General features: G+C 60.8%; 12 protein-coding genes. 4 read left to right on the forward strand and 8 right to left on the reverse strand.

Annotated elements, in window-relative coordinates:
* Positions 1-5: 5 nt before the first annotated feature.
* Positions 6-2,687: a CDP-glycerol glycerophosphotransferase family protein gene (locus tag KI794_RS01845; protein WP_255808926.1), complete on the reverse strand. Its 2,682-nt coding sequence runs from the start codon at positions 2,685-2,687 to the stop codon at positions 6-8.
* A 453-nt stretch (positions 2,688-3,140) separates the two neighbouring features.
* Here KI794_RS01845 and KI794_RS01850 point away from each other — a divergent pair, with 453 nt between their 5' ends.
* Positions 3,141-5,567 carry a CDP-glycerol glycerophosphotransferase family protein gene (locus KI794_RS01850; protein WP_255808927.1) on the forward strand — a complete coding sequence of 809 codons (2,427 nt, stop codon included), beginning with the start codon at positions 3,141-3,143 and terminating at the stop codon, positions 5,565-5,567.
* 28 nt (positions 5,568-5,595) lie between these two features.
* Positions 5,596-6,228 carry a hypothetical protein gene (locus KI794_RS01855; protein ID WP_255808928.1) on the forward strand — a complete coding sequence of 211 codons (633 nt, stop codon included), beginning with the start codon at positions 5,596-5,598 and terminating at the stop codon, positions 6,226-6,228.
* A gap of 44 nt (positions 6,229-6,272) precedes the next feature.
* On the opposite strand, the gene KI794_RS01860 is transcribed toward KI794_RS01855, so the two are convergent.
* The 7 genes from KI794_RS01860 to KI794_RS01890 form a co-directional block, all read right to left on the reverse strand.
* A complete protein-coding gene (locus KI794_RS01860) occupies positions 6,273-7,229 on the reverse strand; it encodes a CDP-glycerol glycerophosphotransferase family protein (protein WP_255808929.1) in 957 nt (318 codons plus the stop codon).
* 76 nt (positions 7,230-7,305) lie between these two features.
* The gene (locus KI794_RS01865) at positions 7,306-8,061 is read right to left on the reverse strand and encodes an ABC transporter ATP-binding protein (RefSeq protein WP_370647839.1); all 756 of its coding nucleotides are present in this window, start codon (positions 8,059-8,061) and stop codon (positions 7,306-7,308) included.
* Positions 8,039-8,980, reverse strand: a complete 942-nt coding sequence (locus tag KI794_RS01870; RefSeq protein ID WP_119281657.1) for an ABC transporter permease — start codon at positions 8,978-8,980, stop codon at positions 8,039-8,041. Before KI794_RS01870 ends, KI794_RS01865 begins: the two co-directional genes overlap by 23 nt.
* Positions 8,981-10,357 (reverse strand): UDP-glucose dehydrogenase family protein, encoded by a 1,377-nt coding sequence (locus KI794_RS01875; protein WP_255808931.1) that lies wholly within the window; start codon positions 10,355-10,357, stop codon positions 8,981-8,983.
* Entirely contained in the window at positions 10,354-11,391 is a 1,038-nt protein-coding gene (locus KI794_RS01880; protein WP_255808932.1) for a glycosyltransferase, read from the reverse strand. The genes KI794_RS01875 and KI794_RS01880 overlap by 4 nt, the downstream gene beginning before the upstream one ends.
* On the reverse strand, positions 11,388-12,386 hold the full coding sequence (locus KI794_RS01885) for a glycosyltransferase (RefSeq protein ID WP_255808933.1): 999 nt from the start codon (positions 12,384-12,386) through the stop codon (positions 11,388-11,390). Before KI794_RS01885 ends, KI794_RS01880 begins: the two co-directional genes overlap by 4 nt.
* Positions 12,386-13,843 (reverse strand): sugar transferase, encoded by a 1,458-nt coding sequence (locus KI794_RS01890; RefSeq protein ID WP_255808934.1) that lies wholly within the window; start codon positions 13,841-13,843, stop codon positions 12,386-12,388. The genes KI794_RS01885 and KI794_RS01890 overlap by 1 nt, the downstream gene beginning before the upstream one ends.
* A gap of 168 nt (positions 13,844-14,011) precedes the next feature.
* Here KI794_RS01890 and KI794_RS01895 point away from each other — a divergent pair, with 168 nt between their 5' ends.
* Together KI794_RS01895 and KI794_RS01900 are read left to right on the forward strand one after the other, a co-directional pair.
* Positions 14,012-15,313: a hypothetical protein gene (locus tag KI794_RS01895; protein ID WP_255808935.1), complete on the forward strand. Its 1,302-nt coding sequence runs from the start codon at positions 14,012-14,014 to the stop codon at positions 15,311-15,313.
* Between the two features lie 124 nt (positions 15,314-15,437).
* Positions 15,438-16,652, forward strand: coding sequence for an NADP-dependent isocitrate dehydrogenase (locus tag KI794_RS01900; RefSeq protein ID WP_119281651.1), 1,215 nt, complete (start codon positions 15,438-15,440; stop codon positions 16,650-16,652).
* Positions 16,653-16,744: the final 92 nt, after the last annotated feature.

Consider the following 16,744-nt stretch of genomic DNA (forward strand, 5'->3'; position numbering starts at 1 on the left):
TGGTCTTAGCGAGCCCAGAAGTCGGGTTCTGCGGCGCGTTCTCTTGCGTCAGAGGGGCGCTTGATTGTTAGCTCCTGCATAGCGCCAAACACTCTCTCGCAGTTCCTTCCGTCTTTGACGGGAAATGTCGAGAGCATACGTGTCGTATAAGGGGAAGAAACTTGGGCGAGTCCAGTCTCGAGGGCCTCTAACAGCGACTCAACGGTAAGACACACAGGTCCGAACCCATCCTCCAGATAGTTGAAGTAGCCAGGCCGTTCTGTGTGTCCATTGAAGTATTCTTCGTGATCAAACTGAAAGTATGCCATCGGTACATCCAAGTATGCGGCGTTAAACGCCATTGAGGAATAGTCCGTAATTAGGAATGCTGATCGCGCAAGTAGAGGGCGAAGATCCGTCTCCTCGTAGGAAGCCACGGTAAAGTCCTTTGGTACGTCGAACGACGCTAGGTGGGCCTGCATATTAGGATGAGGCATGAAGACGACCTGGAAACCTGACTGTCGTGAAATCGTTTTCAGCTTGTTGGAACGTAGAAGAGCGCCCCATTCTTGTGCGAAAGTGCTTTCGGCAAACTTAGACGCGCCCTCGCGCTGAGCGGACGTTCCCCCCATTTCGCTGACGAGGTAGTTTCGCCATGTAGGCATGATCAGAATGATCCGCTTTCCATCATTCAGTTGATTCGCCTTCAATCGTGCAAGCGCGTCATGCCGTGGTAAGCCGGTTAGGCGTACCTCTTTCTTGCTGAATCGGAACGGTGAGTCCCCCGACACATAGCTGTATTCGGCTTCTGTGGAGGTGATGAAGAGGTCGATGTGCTTCGGGTTGAGCCAGCTTGAGATGTCACCCTTGATCACACCGTGCTGCAAGAAAGTGAATTTATAGCCTCGACGGATCTTTCCCGGCACGGAGTGCGAAATGAAGCGATCAGCATGGCTGGAGGCTAGGTGGGCAGCGTTAGCGAGAGCAGCCCAATGCCTGAGGGTTCCGTATGGGATCAGACGGACACCATCGGCTTCAAGCCGCTCCCAATCTGCTGACGTCTTCCTAATGAGAAACCAACTGTTTACTTCGGGCCTATTGGCAGCAGTCCAGCGGTAGAGGTCTTCTGCGGAGTCGTTTGCGTCGGTGTCACGGTCGATGAATACCCACGCGTGATCATACCGGCGTCGGTACAAGCCAAGACGTGTCACTAGGTCAAGCCAAATATACTCTCGACGACCGGGGCGTAGCCGACGTTCCACCGCTTTCGCTAGCTTGCGAAGCACGACCTTCGGAGAGAATCGTGGAGAAGCAACCCGATCTGACGGAGGTTGCAATATAGATTGTGTTGTCCACGGAAGAGGAGGCTTGCGCGGGCGGTGAGTGACGTCGCGCACCTCTCCAGCAATCCTGATCGAGACTGAGCCATCATCCGGAAGCCAAACGATTCGTTGCCACGCAATTGGTCTACCCGCGTACTCAAGGCCGACGTTCTTCGAGTATCTGGGCTCAATCCGCAAGCCGTTGCGAGTGAACTCTTCGTCTGGTTGCTGGCCTGAGTACCGGTAAATGTAGGCTTGCAAGCCGCGTTGTGCGTCATGGGTTGACTTGTAGACGATGACGCCGTGGTTCCCCGTCTTAATAGCCATCAAAGCTTCGCGCATCCAAGGAAGCACCGGCATAAGGGAAAACTCTTGTATGGTTTCGATGTCAATGTAGTTCAGGAACCAAGGAATAAGGGCCGACAAGGAGTCATACATCTCTTGGGGGAACTTCGTCCGTCGCAGAGGCCCGCCCTGCGACGCCCGGAGTACCCAAAACTGATCGTACAGGAACAACGTCTGGAGCCACCGAGGCAAATCCCTATCTTGCTCGTCGGTAATTTTAACCAAGTGCCGAAAACCCACGTCGATGGTGTCAACGTAGGTTTGGGGCATATGCCTGCTAATTTGGATAGTCGACGATTCGTCTTCCCGCTGCCGGTAATAGTAGGCCGCTTGAGGGACAAAAAGTACTGTCGGCTTCTCCGTTGAACGTAAGAAGTACTCTGACATGAAGCAACCGTCTTCAAATCGATAGCGAAGGGCCGTTGGGAACGTGACGCCGAATCGCTCAACAACCTCGCGTCTAACAAATCCAGAGGTAGCGTGTGGTTGAACCCAGTTAGGGTGCTCCGAGAGGTCGACCAATTTGTTTCCGTGCGCGTACCGCCAGGTGAGTGCGTGATTGTCTCGGACCGGCTCCGCGAGCTTGTGGGGATGCCACATGAGTATTTTGGCTGACATCGCGTCGACGCAGGCGCCGTTGCCGATAGCGTCTGCAAGGCTATCGGATACGGAACTGAAATAGTTCGGGCCCAGCTTATCGTCGGGGTCAGGGAAAGTGAGCCATGTCCCGGTGGCAATCGCGATGCCAGCATTTCTTGCTGATGCCTGTCCGGAATTTCTCTGGTAAATATACTTACGCGAAGCAGGGTTCTTCTCGCAAAAGCGTCGCGCAAGCAAGGAAGTATCGGAATCAGAGGATCCATCGTCGACCAGAATGATCTCTAAACGATTTACGCCGTAGTCTTGCTTTTCCAGCGAATCAAAGAATTCTGGCAGATAGCGCCCGACATTGTATAGAGGGCATACCAAAGAGAACTCATGCAGGTGAGGCCGGCCGTCGTTAGGGGTCAATCCAAGGTCGCTAGTTACTCGTCCGACCACTTGTAAAGCGACTCCTTTATACGGGGCTGCAGGCTCCGTCGCACTGCCGACCACTTCCAGTGAACTCCTTCCAAGTAGTATAGATGTGTAAGTGATCTGGGAACCTAGCGGGTAGCAGCCGTATGTGAAATGCGTCTGGATACCCGAGATCAAACTCAATAGGGAGTTCTGCTCGTGATGAAACATGTCGGTTGGGGGGTCCTGCGTCCCAACCGGGTGTGCGTTGTTGTATTCTCCGGTGACCGGGGGCCAGATGTAGCCACCACCCTCGCCTCGTTGGAAGAGCACTCGCAATGCCAGGAGCTTAGCGTTCTAATCTGTGGCGCTCTGGCAGACGAGTCGGCGCTGTCCCCGCACATTGCGTCATTTGAGAGCCTGGTGTTTCTCGGTGATACGAGTCCTGAAGACCTTCGATCGCGCATAGGGAGTTCACGTCATTTGAATCCCCGGTGGGTGACTTTTGTAAAGGCAGGCGACACCTTCTCCGAGGGCGGTATTCAAGCCCTCTTGGGCGGGGGTGGAGGCGCAGACATCCTAGTCGGGCATGTGGCCACTCGTGAATCTCCCCAGCCACCAGAGTGGTACACAAAGCTAGCTAAGCAGAGGCAACGTCTCGACGTCGAATCTCAACCGAGGTTGCTTTCCTCTTCTGATCCGGCTGGGAAGATCTTCTCGGCAGTCTACTTGGATGGTCTGCTTGCCAACCTTGCGGCGGTGGACTATTACTCACTAGCAGAACTGACGTATCTTGCTCTTCTTGGGGCCCGAAGCGTTCAGTTAAGGACTCACGCAGTGGTTGCGACAGCGGGTTTCACTTCAGACGTACCTGTGGTGTGTGACCGCGAACGCTTTTTCCTTCCGCTCATTCTCGCCGAAGCGGGCTACGCGCGGGGTGACCGCTTGAGCGCGAAGCGCCTCCGAGCCGTCGACTATCATTTTGTCCGGGAGAATATGGAGCTTCTGCTCGAGGCACGTCTGTACCTTGATGCCGCAGACCTCTCCGAGTACTTCGTTAAGGCGTCGGCGCTCGCGGCAAGGTGTCCACTAGGGAGAATCATGGGCATCGCCTCCAGTCTGAGACTGAGGCTGGGGTTCTACGCTTTGCTCACCGAGAACTTTGACCTATTCGCGAACCCTCGACCGTCTATTCAGGGCCTTTCGGTTTTCGAGCAAAAGCCGTTCCTGGATATTCTGGGCGAGGAAGACTCGGGCCTTGCGGCGCTCTTAGAAGTTCAGGCCCCTCGCGCATTCGCTGAACACACCTTTGTGAAAAACGGAAGACTGTATATTTCTGGCCGATTGGTTCTGCCCGGGTCCTTTGGTGCTGTTCTGTCTGACGTGCACGTAAGAGTAGCTTCACAAGGTGTGGGCTTGGGCACATTTGTGCCCCTCGTTGTCCGCACACCACGTCCAACAAACGACTCAATGGGTCTTTACGAATGGACGGCCGAAGTTAAGCCACCGGACCACGCTGCAGATGCGCCTCTCGACTTTAGAATCGAAGGCAGTGGTGGAGGCTTGACGGTGCGGCTTCGTTACACGTTGGGCTGTGCTCGCACTTCCCGTACTCTCCGAACAGCGCAAGGGATCACTCAGTTCTTCCCGTCTGATGAGCACAGACTTCACATTGTTCACTTGCCTGCAGGTGATTCAAAAGGCGTCGGACAGGCCTGGCGTCGTCAAATGGTGAAGCGGGACGCCAAAGCTTGGAGGGAAGGACGGAAGCTTGCCCCTTGGCTTATTCTGCGCCTTCTCACCCTCTTTATGCGTCGGCGAAACTACTGGGTTCTCGCCGAACGCAGCGACACTGCACAGGACAGCAGCTACTTGCTTTTCTCCTGGTTGCGGAAGAATAGCCGAGACGTGAGAGCGTTCTATGTGCTCCGAAAGGGCTCAGCCGCGTGGGACCGGGTTCACCAAGCGAAGGGAATCGTTGCGCATGGAAGCTTTCAGCACAAGTTGCTGATGCTACACGCCAAAGTGCTTATTTCTACCCAAGATATTGATAGCTACTTAGTGCCAGATGACTGGAACAGAGTTTCATTCAGAAATGAACTTGCCCCTAGATTGGCACAGAAACGCGTATTTCTTCAGCACGGCGTCACACACAATGGAGTCGGTCCTCAGCTTCATCGAGGAGTTACAGGGTTGGACTTGTTGGTTTGCGCTTCGCCCCAGGAAGCACAGTATTTGACTGCTACCACCGGGTACGGGAGCGAAATCGTTCAAGCCGGATTCCCAAGATTTGACAGGCTTTACGAAGCGCGGTCCAAGCCGAAATCGCGACGCATACTTCTCATGCCCACGTGGAGGCGGTATCTTGTTGCACCGTCCTACAGTCAGGACGCAAAAGATCCAGGAAACTTCGTCGGCTCCACCTACGAGAAATTCTTCTCAACGCTTCTTGCAAGTCCCGAGCTTCATCGTATTCTTGATCAGTTCGACGTCGATATCGACTTCGTTCCTCACTATGAGACGGCATCGTATTTTGCGAACGAAGCGCTACACGACCGAATCCAGATTGTCACGGATGGAGGCGCCCAACTTCCTCAGATGCTGAGATCGACTCCACTGCTAATCACGGACTACTCGTCCGTAATGTTCGACGTTGCATATGCAGGCGGTTCAGTTCTGCAGGTGCCTTTTGATCTCAATGACTTCTACTCAAGGCACTACCAGCGTGGGTGGTTTGACCCCCTGCAAGGTGGACTGGGGGAAGTGGCTACAAATGTGAAAGAAACGCTGCAGCGTTTGACCGAAATTGTCGAACGAGGATTTGTCCAAGATGATCAAACAAAAGCACGGGTGTTCACGTACTTTTCCCACCATGATGATGGGAGTTGCGAACGCGTGTACGATCAAGTTCGATCCCTCTACTAACTGGTGAAAGATGCGGAGAGGCGGATTGATGTCTAGGGAGATTCACCATCGAGTCAGCCGACTCGGAGCCTATGAAGACGAACATGGCAACCGTATCGTCGTTGAGGACCCGGCAACGTTGGGGAGTCCTCCTTGTAATGTCACATTCAGGGGTTCAGGAAACAAGCTGATCGTTAAGAGTGGCGTCGCGTTGGGGAGCCTGACGATTGTATTCGAGGGAGATTTTGGGTCCTTCTGCCTCGGGATGACACCGCCGGAGAAGGCCGGACAGTGGAAGGCTCGGATCGGTTCAGCCGCACGGGTGCAAATCGGGACCCACGTTATGACTGAGAGTGCATGTACGGTAGTTGCCCAGGCACATGCAAAAGTTGTCATAGAAGAAGAAGTCATTATCGCCGAGGATTGCGAGATCAGTGCTGTCAGCCCGGCTTCGTTGCGCGATCCAGGTGTTGGAGACGCGGAGGTGGCTGACGCCGACGTACTTGTTAGTCGGGGAGCGCGTCTGGAACAAGAGATACTGGTGAGCGGTGGCGTTTCGATTGGCGCGGGAAGCCTGGTCTTGCGACGGTCTGTGGTTCGTGACTCAATTCGATCGTTCGTCGTTGCGTCTGGCAATCCCGCCGTTGCTGAGATCGATACTGTTGCCGGGGACGAGAGCTAAGGGCGACACTGACTCAATCTTGCTTGGGCAGGGCGACGCTGTCTTCAATACCTGAGCCCTCGGTAGCTTTGAGCGAAGGAGGAGTAGTCCTCTGTGATTCTCGCATAACGCAGGTTGGCCCGTTCCCGCTCGACGTAGATACTCGAATAGTCAGTGACTACCAGGTCCGCTACGCCAAACAGCTCGTATGTCGTAACTTCATGTTCGCGTAGCGAATCGACGTCGAATGACGGAAGTCCCAGTTTCTCACTTGGGTCTTGGTCATGAGGATGGATCTTCAAGACAAGTGTCGCACCAAGGCCTTGTGCTAGTCGCTGAACCTCGGCTGCTGCTACGGTTCCGTCAATGCTAAGCGGCACGCCACTCACTCGAACCTCCCGCCCCCGTCGTGTCACCCGGTACGTCGGCGCCCACACCACGAGCGGCTTCGTCGGGTCCAAGCCGAGCTTCTCAAGGATCGAGGTGTCGCCCACGGAGCGCCGCATGATCTCGAGGCGCGGCATGTACTCGATGACCTCGGTGTCCGCGGGTAGCTTGTATTCCTTCAGCTGCTGTTCGACCCACTGAGGCGTGATTGACGCGAGCACGTTGGTCGGGGCGCGGAAGGTTGTGTCAGGCTTCGGGCCGCTGCCGTGCGTAAGGTGCACGTGGCGCCTCCGCTTTGAGAAGTCGCGCCCGGGCAGCAAGACGTGCGTCGAGTACGTCTCGCGGCTGCGTCGGTACTCACCGAGGAGTGCGCCGTAGCTGAGCTTGCGGTACTCGAGTTGAGGCGGCACCTCGAGCTCGAGCCTGCGTGCTGCCATGCCGACAGCGATGCGCGAGATCTCAGGTGACGGAGTCACGAGCACGATGCGGTCAAAGTCACCGGAGTCACCGAGGAAGACCGCCTGAACTGTCGCGTTCTCCTCATCTGCGTTCAACGTGACGACGGTGGCGTGCCTGGGATGGGGGCGGGTGGTCGACAGCGTCGCCGTGGTTATCACCGAACGCAGCTCGCGCACAGCGCGGCCCCACCCCCGGGAGAGGAGGTGGCCTCGGCGCAACCTGGCGATGAACGACTCGGCCAAAACGGACCAGCTACTTCTTCTTCGGCGCGATGAGCTTCAGCGCCTCGTCGAGTGGGCCGTCATGGATCTTGCGGCCACGTTCGAGCACAATTCCCCGGTCGCAGAGCTTCTTGAGCTGCGCGGCACTGTGACTCACGATGAACATGGTCTTGCCCTGCTCGCGGAGCTCCTTGAGTTTCGCGTTGCACTTCGCCTGGAACTCGGCGTCGCCAACAGATAAGACCTCATCGACGAGCAGCACGTCGAGTTCGGTGTGGATCGCGACGGAGAAGCCGAGTCTGGCGTACATACCCGACGAGTAGCGCTTGACCTCGGTATCGATGAAGCCGGCGAGCTCCGAGAATTCAACGATCTGGTCGAATCGTTCGTCGGTCTCCTTCTTCGTCATGCCGAGAATCGACGCATTCATATAGATGTTTTCGCGGCCGGTGAGTTCGGGGTGGAAACCCGCGCCGACCTCAAGCAGACCGGCAATGCGGCCGCGCACTCGAATCCAGCCGTCGCTCGGACGGAGCACGCCAGAGAGAAGCTTGAGCGTTGTCGACTTGCCAGAGCCGTTCTTGCCCATCAACGCGACCGATTCGCCAGGGCGCACCTCGAAGCTGAGCCCGTTTACGGCGGTGAACTCCTCCGCGATGGTGCGCCGTTGAACTGCATCCATCACAGTGCGCTTGAGCGACCGTGCGTGGCGCAGTCTGAAGCGTTTTGAGACGTCTTCGAAGACGATCATCGGGTCTTGGTCGTCAGAGATTCTGGGCAAAGTCACCCTCCAGTTTGCGGAATACGACCTGGCCGATCAGCAGTGTGCCGAGTGCGATGCCGACTCCGCCAATCGTGTTGGTCAGTGCGAAGTCGGGAATCTGTGGCTCGGACACAACTGGCGCCCAGAACACTTCGTGGAAGAGCTCGACCGCGACGGTCACGGGGTTCACCATGTAGACCTGGTAGACCCATGCTGGCACAACGCTGCGAAGCATTTCGTGCGAGTAAATGACGGGCGACATCCACACCGCGAACATCAAGAACACGTCGATGATGTTCTTTGCGTCGCGGTAGGCGACGTTGAGCGCACCGAACAGCAGCCCGAGGCCGAGCGTGAACGCCAACAGGATGATGAGGGCCACGACTACCTTGACGACCGCTAGGAACGAGAACGCGAAGTTGCCGTAGATCAGGCTGACCGCGAGCAAAACGACCAACTGCGGGAGGAAGTGGATGAAGGCTGAGCCGACCGCCGATACTGGAAAGAGTTCGCGGGGGAGGTAGATCTTTTTGATCAGCGCGGCGTTGCCTGTGATCGAGTTTGTCGCGGCGCGGGTCGCCTCGGTGTAGAAGTTGATGAGCACGATACCCGAGAGAAGGTACAGCGGGAAGAGCTCTAGGCCGCGGGTGAGCCCGAGTACGACTCCCATGACGAAGAAGTACATGAAGAACTGCATCGCGGGCTTCACATACGACCAGCCCCAGCCCATCACCGAGCCGTAATAGCGTGTCGATGTGCCCTTCTTGAGCAGCATGCTCAACAGATGCGGGTAGCGGAATGTATCGAGTAGCCAGCGGCTGTCTCCGGGGGCGCGGTAGCGCGCATCGTCGAGCGGAGAGAGGCTCGGAGCGGCTCGGCGCCTAGTCTGCCGACGTTCGCCTCCGCCCACGATGCGCACAGGCTGGGTGTCGTCAAGCGTCATTCAGCGTCTCCCAATTCCACGGTAGTGCCAACCGGCGGCCGCCCATGAGGCCCGGTCGAGGCAGTTGCGGCCATCAAATACTGTCTGCTCGGCGACGAGCTCGGCCGCAGCCACGGGGTCAATCTCACGGTATTCGGCCCATTCTGTCGCGATCACGAGGCACTCTGCGCCGCGCACCGCGTCGGTCAGGTCGCCAGTGAGGCTCAATTCAGGATACCTGCCCGCCACGTTCGCCAGGGCAGCCGGGTCAGTGACTGTGACATTCGCGCCGAGTCTATGCAGTTCGAGCGCGATGTCGATTGCGGGGGAGTCCCGGATGTCGTCTGAATCGGGCTTGAACGCGGCGCCGAGTACTGCGATCTTTCGCCCAGCGACCGCGCCGCCGAAGTGATCCGTGATCGAGACAACGAGCCCTGAGCGCTGACTGAGGTTGATGTCGTCGACGGTCGCGAGGAGCGCCGCTGGAGCCTTGGCACCGAGCTCGGTTGCGCGCGCCGCGAATGCTCGAATGTCTTTGGGGAGGCAGCCGCCGCCGAAACCGATTCCAGCGCGCAGGTAGTGCGGCCCGATTCGTTCGTCGTGCCCGAGCGCCTCGGCGAGACCTGAGATGTCTGCGCCTGCGCGTTCGGCGACGTCGGCCATCGCGTTCATGAACGAAATTCTTGTCGCAAGGTACGCGTTCGCAGCGCCCTTCACGAGCTCGGCGGTTGCAAGGTCGGTGACGACGAGCGGTGTCCCGAGGTCGAGCATCGGCGCGTATGCCGTTCGGAGTATGCCAATCGCGTCACCGCCCTGGCCCGGGCGACGGCCATGACCATGCGCCTCGCCCTGACCCTGCTCCTCGCCCGTACGGCCAACGCCGATCACGATCCGATCCGGCGAGAGACTGTCGGCGATCGCGCGTCCCTCACGAAGGAACTCGGGGTTCCAGACGAGCGCCGCCCCAGCGGTCTCGAGCATGTCTGCAATGCGTACGGCCGTGCCGACGGGCACTGTCGACTTCCCTGCGACGACGCTGCCCGGGCGCAGGTGCGTCGCAAGAGCCTCGGTCGCCGCGAAGATCGCGGTGAGGTCTGCCGCGTCGCCGTCTGCAGATTGCGGGGTGCCGACGCAGACGAAGTGCAGGTCGGCTGCCGCCGCCTCACCCATGTCAGCCGAGAAACGGAGGCGACCCGAGGCGAGAGCCGACTCGAGGCGCTCGGGGAGCCCTGGCTCGAAGAACGGCGCGCGGCCAGCCGCCAGGAGGGCGATGCGGTCGACGTCGACGTCGATTCCGACAACGTCGTGCCCAAGCGCCGCCATCGCCACCGCGTGCACAGTGCCGAGGTAGCCGCAGCCGATGACTGAGATTCTGAGGGGTGCAGCCGTGCCTGTCATGCGTCTCCGCTCATCGGTTGGTCGTGTGCTGGCCGGTCAAGCCCGTGCCCAAGTCCGTGCCCGTGCCCGGCCCCGTTCCTGCCCTCGAACCGGGCCGCAAGCCCGAGCGCTGCCCGCACAGCGTCGAGGCCGCGCCGCTGTTCCCCGATCCTGATCGCACGGACCCGAGCGAGCGCGGCGACAAGCTCCGCTCGCCGCTCGGTCAGATCGCGCACAGCTGCCACGATCGCGTGAGCGGCGGGTACGGCGAACACGCCGCTCTCCGCGTAGAACTCGCGAAGCTCAGGGAAGTCGCTCGTGATGTGTGGGACTCCGGCGCTGAACGCCTCGTAGCCCGCTCGCTGCATCGTGCGCGCGCGGGTCGTGAGCGCGACCACGGCGAGGCTCGTGCGCACGAGCTCCGAGTACTCAACGTCGGAGACGAACCCGGTGAACGTCACGTTTGGCGGGGCGGCTGCAACGACAGACTCGGGCGCCCTGCCCGTGAGGCGCCACTCGATGTCGGGGGTGAGCGCTGCTGCGGCCAGGATCTCGGCGACAGGCTCATCGTTCGCGTAGCTCAGCGGACAGAGCAGGAAGCCTGAATGCTCCCGCGGCGGCTCGGCCTCGCCGATGGCGTCGTGGAGCACGACCGCTGGCACGCCCGCACGCTCGCACTCGCGACGAAGGGCGTCACCGGTGACGATCGCCGTGCCACCGAGGCGCCGCATGAGCCGCAGCGCGGGCCTCGCCGACCACGCCCATTTGGGGTCAAGGAAGAACCCTGTGTGCAGGTCGAAAACGAGGCGCTTGGGCCGATGCCGACGTGCGCCGACGAACGAGAAGAGCGCGGGGGCAGGCGGCAGCATGAGCACCGCGCGAGCGGGCGCGGTGCGCCTGAGGAGCGTGCGGGTGGCGCGCAGTTGCCTGGCGTACCTGCCTGGCAGGCCCAAGGCTGACTCAAGGTACACGTACTCGGGCGTGAGCCCAAGCGCGAGTGCGAGATCAGCTGTGCGGCCGTTCTGCCGCGTCCAGCTGATGAAGACGCCTGTCACAGTCCGCCCTCCGAAAGCCTCGTTCGGTGCGCGGCCGCCGCAAGCAGGCCATCGCGGGTGAGCTCCTCCACCGCATACGGGTCGGCGACGCCCGAGTCCTTGAGCAGCTGCCAGATCTGCAGCTGATGGTCGTCGACGTGCTCGCGGTGCTGGCGCCTGCGCGGCACGACAACCGGCGAGATTCCCTCGCCGAGCATTTGCAGGATCGTCCCGACACCCGAATGCGTGATGACGACGTCGGCGGAGCGGGCCTCCGCAAGCAGCGCGCTCGTGTCCATGAGCGAGTGCGTCGTCCCTGGGAGGTCGTCGCGGGCAGTTTCGCCGAGCTGCCAGACGATCTCGTCGCCGTCGCGGGTGATGTTGAGCACGCGATCGACGAGGCGGTCGAAGCGGTAGGGGCGGATGGTGCCGAGCGTGACGAAGACGCGCAGCGGCCTGTCGGTTTCCGCGGTCCTGCCATCGGCGGCCCGTGCTGCGTCGAGCTCCCTCGCGAAACCGCGCATCACCGACGCGGTCTGCGGCCACGCGCGCGACGCCCACGCCCCATGTTGCGTGTAGGTGTCCGCGAGCCGCATGAACCTGACGAGGCGACCGGTGAGCGACGGCCCGTCTGTGCGCGAGACGCTCTCGATATACCTGCCTGGCACACGATTGGCTCGGCCCCAGAGGAACGCGGACAGCGCGACTGCAGCGCCTGTCGAGACGACGCCATCGAAGGCGCCCGGGTCAAGCTGCTCACCGAGTGCTCGGCGAGCGCGCAGGGTCCCAGGGACGTCGCGCGGCGCTACGTAGTCGACCCACACGACGCGCTCGCCGGCGAGCATGCTGCGGCTCTGCGGAGAGTCAAACGTCACCCAGGTCGCGTCGCCGGCGACTCCGGCCGCACGGGCGAACCTGCTGAGCTGGGTGAGATGCCCGCCGGTTGACGCCGCGAGCAACAGCCGAGGGCGTTCGACGCCGAAGCTTGAGAAGGGGGCAGATCGCAACTCGCTCATCAGTACGCACCATCGCCCTTGGCAACGGCACGGATCGTGCGCCACAGAATGAGCAGGTCGCCCATCATTGACCAGTTCTCGACGTAGTAGAGGTCAAGGCGAACGCTCTCATCCCAGCTGAGGTTGCTCCGGCCACTGACCTGCCACAGGCCGCTGATCCCGGGGCGAACGAACATGCGTCTGTGCATCCACTCCTCGTACCCCTCTGCCTCCTGCGGCAGGGGCGGTCGCGGCCCGACGAGCGACATATCGCCCTTCAGCACGTTGAACAGCTGCGGAAGCTCGTCGAGGCTGTGACGGCGAATGAACTTGCCAAACTTCGTCACGCGCGGATCATCGCGCATCTTGAAGAGCACGCCGTTGCCGTCGCTCTGATCGAGCAGCCCGATGCGCTCCTGCTCGGCGTCGACGTGCATCGAGCGGAATTTCACCATGGTGAATGCCCGGCCGCGCAGGCCGAGTCGCTGTTGCGGGAAAAAGACTGGCCCGGCGCTGTCGACGCGAATCAGGATCGGGATCAGGATCAGAAGCGGGCTCGTGATGACGATTCCGACAATGGATCCGAAGATATCGAGCGCGCGCTTCGCGAGGTAGCGCCACCCCTGGAACTGTGGGGACTCGACGTGGATGAGGGGGAGCCCCGCGACCGGGCGGGTGTGGATCCGTGGGCCAGCGACATCGGTGAGCGCCGTCGCGACGATGAGCTTCACACCCATCGGCTCGAGCTCCCAGCCCAGCCGGCGAAGCCTTCGCGGGGTGAGCGCGTCGGCGCTCGTCACGATGAGCGTGTCGGTCTCGAACCGCTCAACTGTTGAGAGGAGGTTGTCGTAGGAGGCAACCACCGGAACTCCAGGCAGCAGATCTGGTTCTTCTGGGTCAGTGGTGACGACTCCGACAATGTTGAACCCGGCAAGCGTGTTCGAGCGCAGCAGCCGGGCCACATCGGCAGACTTGCGACGCTCACCGATGAGTAGGGTTCGGTAGGAATTGCGTTTGCGGCGGCGCTGCTGGTGCAGCCGTTTGCGCCAGGCCCAACGTCCGAGCAGCAAGAGCGGGATGCCAACTCCGCCCGCGACTAGAAGGAACGTTCGCTGCGGCGCCAGATCGACAAGGTAGAGCAGGAGCGTGAGGAGCCCAAGCGTCGACAGGCTCGCAGCGAGCACACGGTTGTACTCGTCAGCTCCCGTGCCGAACACTGCCGGCCGACGTGAGTCATGCACGCCGAGGGCCAGGATCCAGACGAGCCAGTACGTCACCCCGAGTGCGAACGAACCAAGCGCGTAGGTGTCCTCGGTGAAGGGCGTGCCAACAGGGTTGCTGCGATACACCGACGACGCGGCGATGATCCCGGCAGCGACTGCAGCGGTGACGACTGCTGCGTCAGTCCAGATGAGTTTTCGCGAGTACCGCAGCTCCCATGAGGGCGCGACGGCCCCGGAACGCGTACTCGCGGTCACACTCAATCAACGACGTCCTCTGGCTGAGCGGCGGAAGGCCGCATACCTGCAAACCGCCATCGTTCGGTACTAGATGTTTCCCATAGCTTAACCAGCTGGACAGGTATAGTAAAATTGCTCACACTTTGCGTATGCGAGGTCGAGGATCGCAGTAGTGCAACGAAGAAGGTGACGGAACTGGCGCGACGAGGCAACGCCCACGGCGACGACGGCGCAACTGCCGAGTCGCCGAGAGTTGTCGCGCGCCGACGCAGGGTGACCTCGAAGGCGCTCACGACATCGCTTGCTATCGTCGCCGTGCTGCTCACGACAGGCGGAATTGCCGCGCCGCAGGTGCTTTACGCCCGCGAGGCTGCAACCTTCCACGAGCTCGCTGAACAGGTGAACGCCCAGGCCGAAGCGCTCACGCAGCTCGAGATGCAGGCAGGCTCTGAACAGTTGTTGCTTGAGCTGCGTTCTGCTGAAGTACACGGGCTCCCCGCGAAACTCACTGCGTTTACAAAACCCGCGGACGGGCCGCTGAGCCCCGAGTTCAAGCGGGCACTCGCCGAGGCCACGACTGCGCTCTCAGCTGCCATCGCCGTCGACGCAGTCCCGAAGAACCACTCGAGCGCGGCGAAGAAAGCGTTGACGGCCCGTGAGGCCGAGCAGCCAGACCCGCAGAACTGGTTCGACGTTGACGCAGACCTTCTCGCCTTTTACGCAGACATCACGCCGGAGGGTGTCGAGCACGTTGACACCACAGGAACAGTCACCCTTGAGCGCGTGCAACAAACGAAGCGGCTGCATGCGACGAACCAGAAGCTCGCTGAAGACTTCGCGGTGACAGTAGATGGGCTTTCGGCGGACAACACGGCACTAAAGGCCGCGCTGACTGAAGTCCAGGAACTTACCACGACTGAAGCTCAGCGGGTGGCGAAGCAGATCATCGATGAACTCGCGGAGCGCGACGCCGAGGCGGAGGCCGCCGGGCTTGATCCTGAAGTCGAGAAGCTCGAAGAGACGAAGCAGCTGCTCGCCGATGCGACGGACTTGCAGGCACGTGCGAACGCCGCCTTTTTCGTCGTCGACGGCGACGGCAAGGTAAGCGGCCTCCCTGAGGGAGCTGAGGCTCCCGAAGGGGCAATGCGGATCCCTGGTGGGCCAGTCGTGCAGATGCGCTACATCATGCCGAAGTTCCAAAAGCTCATCGGTTCGTACGAGGCCGAGCGCAAAGCGGTGGAAGAGGCAGCCGAGAACGCTGCTGCCGCCGAGGCTCAGCAGCAGCAAGACGCTGAAACACCAGCGCCGGAGACGCCCGCCGATCCGGGCGCGACGAACCCTGAGCCGCAAGCCGGCACGGGAGGGCAGCCGAGCCCGCCAGCCACCTCGCCGCCAGTCACGACGCCCCCTGCTCCGGGCGCCGGTGACGGTGACACCGGCGGCGCGGATCCCGGCGGGGCCGGCGGCGGCGAAGCGGGCGACGCCTAGCTTGCTGCCCTACCGGCGGCGATCTTCGCACCCGATCACCCCGATATCTTGACGTCGAGATAAATCTAGGCCGCATCGGCTAGACTAGAAGGCGGAAATTTGATCGTTGAAACAGGGAGTTACGTTGGCGAAGATCAAGGTTGAAGGCACCGTCGTTGAGCTCGACGGCGACGAGATGACACGAATCATCTGGCAGTTCATCAAGGATCGGCTGATCCACCCGTACCTCGACGTCACGCTCGAGTACTACGACCTCGGTATGGAGCACCGCGACGCAACCGACGATCAGGTCACGATCGACGCCGCGCACGCGATCCAGAAGCACGGCGTCGGCGTGAAGTGCGCGACAATCACGCCTGATGAGGCGCGCGTCGAAGAGTTCGGCCTGAAGAAGATGTGGAAGAGCCCGAACGGCACCATCCGCAACATCCTTGGCGGCGTGATCTTCCGCGAGCCGATCATCATCTCGAACATCCCCCGCCTCGTGCCGGGATGGAACAAGCCGATCATCATCGGCCGCCACGCGTTCGGCGACCAGTACCGCGCAACCGACTTCCGCTTCGCGGGTGAGGGCACCCTCACCGTCGAGTTCGCGCCCAAGGACGGCGGCGAGCCCCAGAAGTTCGAGGTCTACCAGGCCCCGGGCGACGGCATCGCGCAGGTGCAGTACAACCTCGACGCGTCGATCGTTGACTTCGCACGCGCATCGCTGAACTACGGCCTCTCGCGTAACTACCCGGTGTACCTCTCGACGAAGAACACCATCCTCAAGGCGTACGACGGCCGCTTCAAGGACATCTTCCAGGAGATCTTTGACACCGAGTTCAAGGAGCAGTTCGAGGCTGCGGGCCTGACCTACGAGCACCGCCTCATCGACGACATGGTCGCTTCCGCTATGAAGTGGGAGGGCGGCTACGTCTGGGCATGCAAGAACTACGACGGCGACGTGCAGTCTGACACCGTCGCGCAGGGCTTCGGCTCGCTCGGCCTCATGACCTCCGTGCTCGCGACACCGGATGGAAAGGTCGTCGAAGCTGAGGCTGCTCACGGCACCGTGACCCGTCACTACCGTCAGCACCAGCAGGGGAAGCCGACCTCGACGAACCCGATTGCGTCGATCTTCGCGTGGACCCGTGGTCTCGCACACCGTGGCAAGCTCGACAACAACCAGGAGCTCATCGAGTTCTCGCACACGCTCGAGGACGTTGTCATCAAGACCGTTGAGTCGGGCAAGATGACGAAGGATCTCGCGCTCCTCGTTGGCCCTGAGCAGGGCTACCAGACGACCGAGGAGTTCCTCGCGTCGATCGACGAGAACCTGCAGCAGCGTTTGGCATAGAGCGAAACGCGCAGCGTTTCGCCGCCAAACGCTGGTCGCGCTACTGCGCGAGTTGGCATAGAGCGAAACGCGCAGCGTTTCGCCGCCAAACG

This window comes from Leucobacter aridicollis (assembly GCF_024399335.1).
GTDB classification, from domain to species: Bacteria; Actinomycetota; Actinomycetes; order Actinomycetales; family Microbacteriaceae; genus Leucobacter; species Leucobacter aridicollis_A.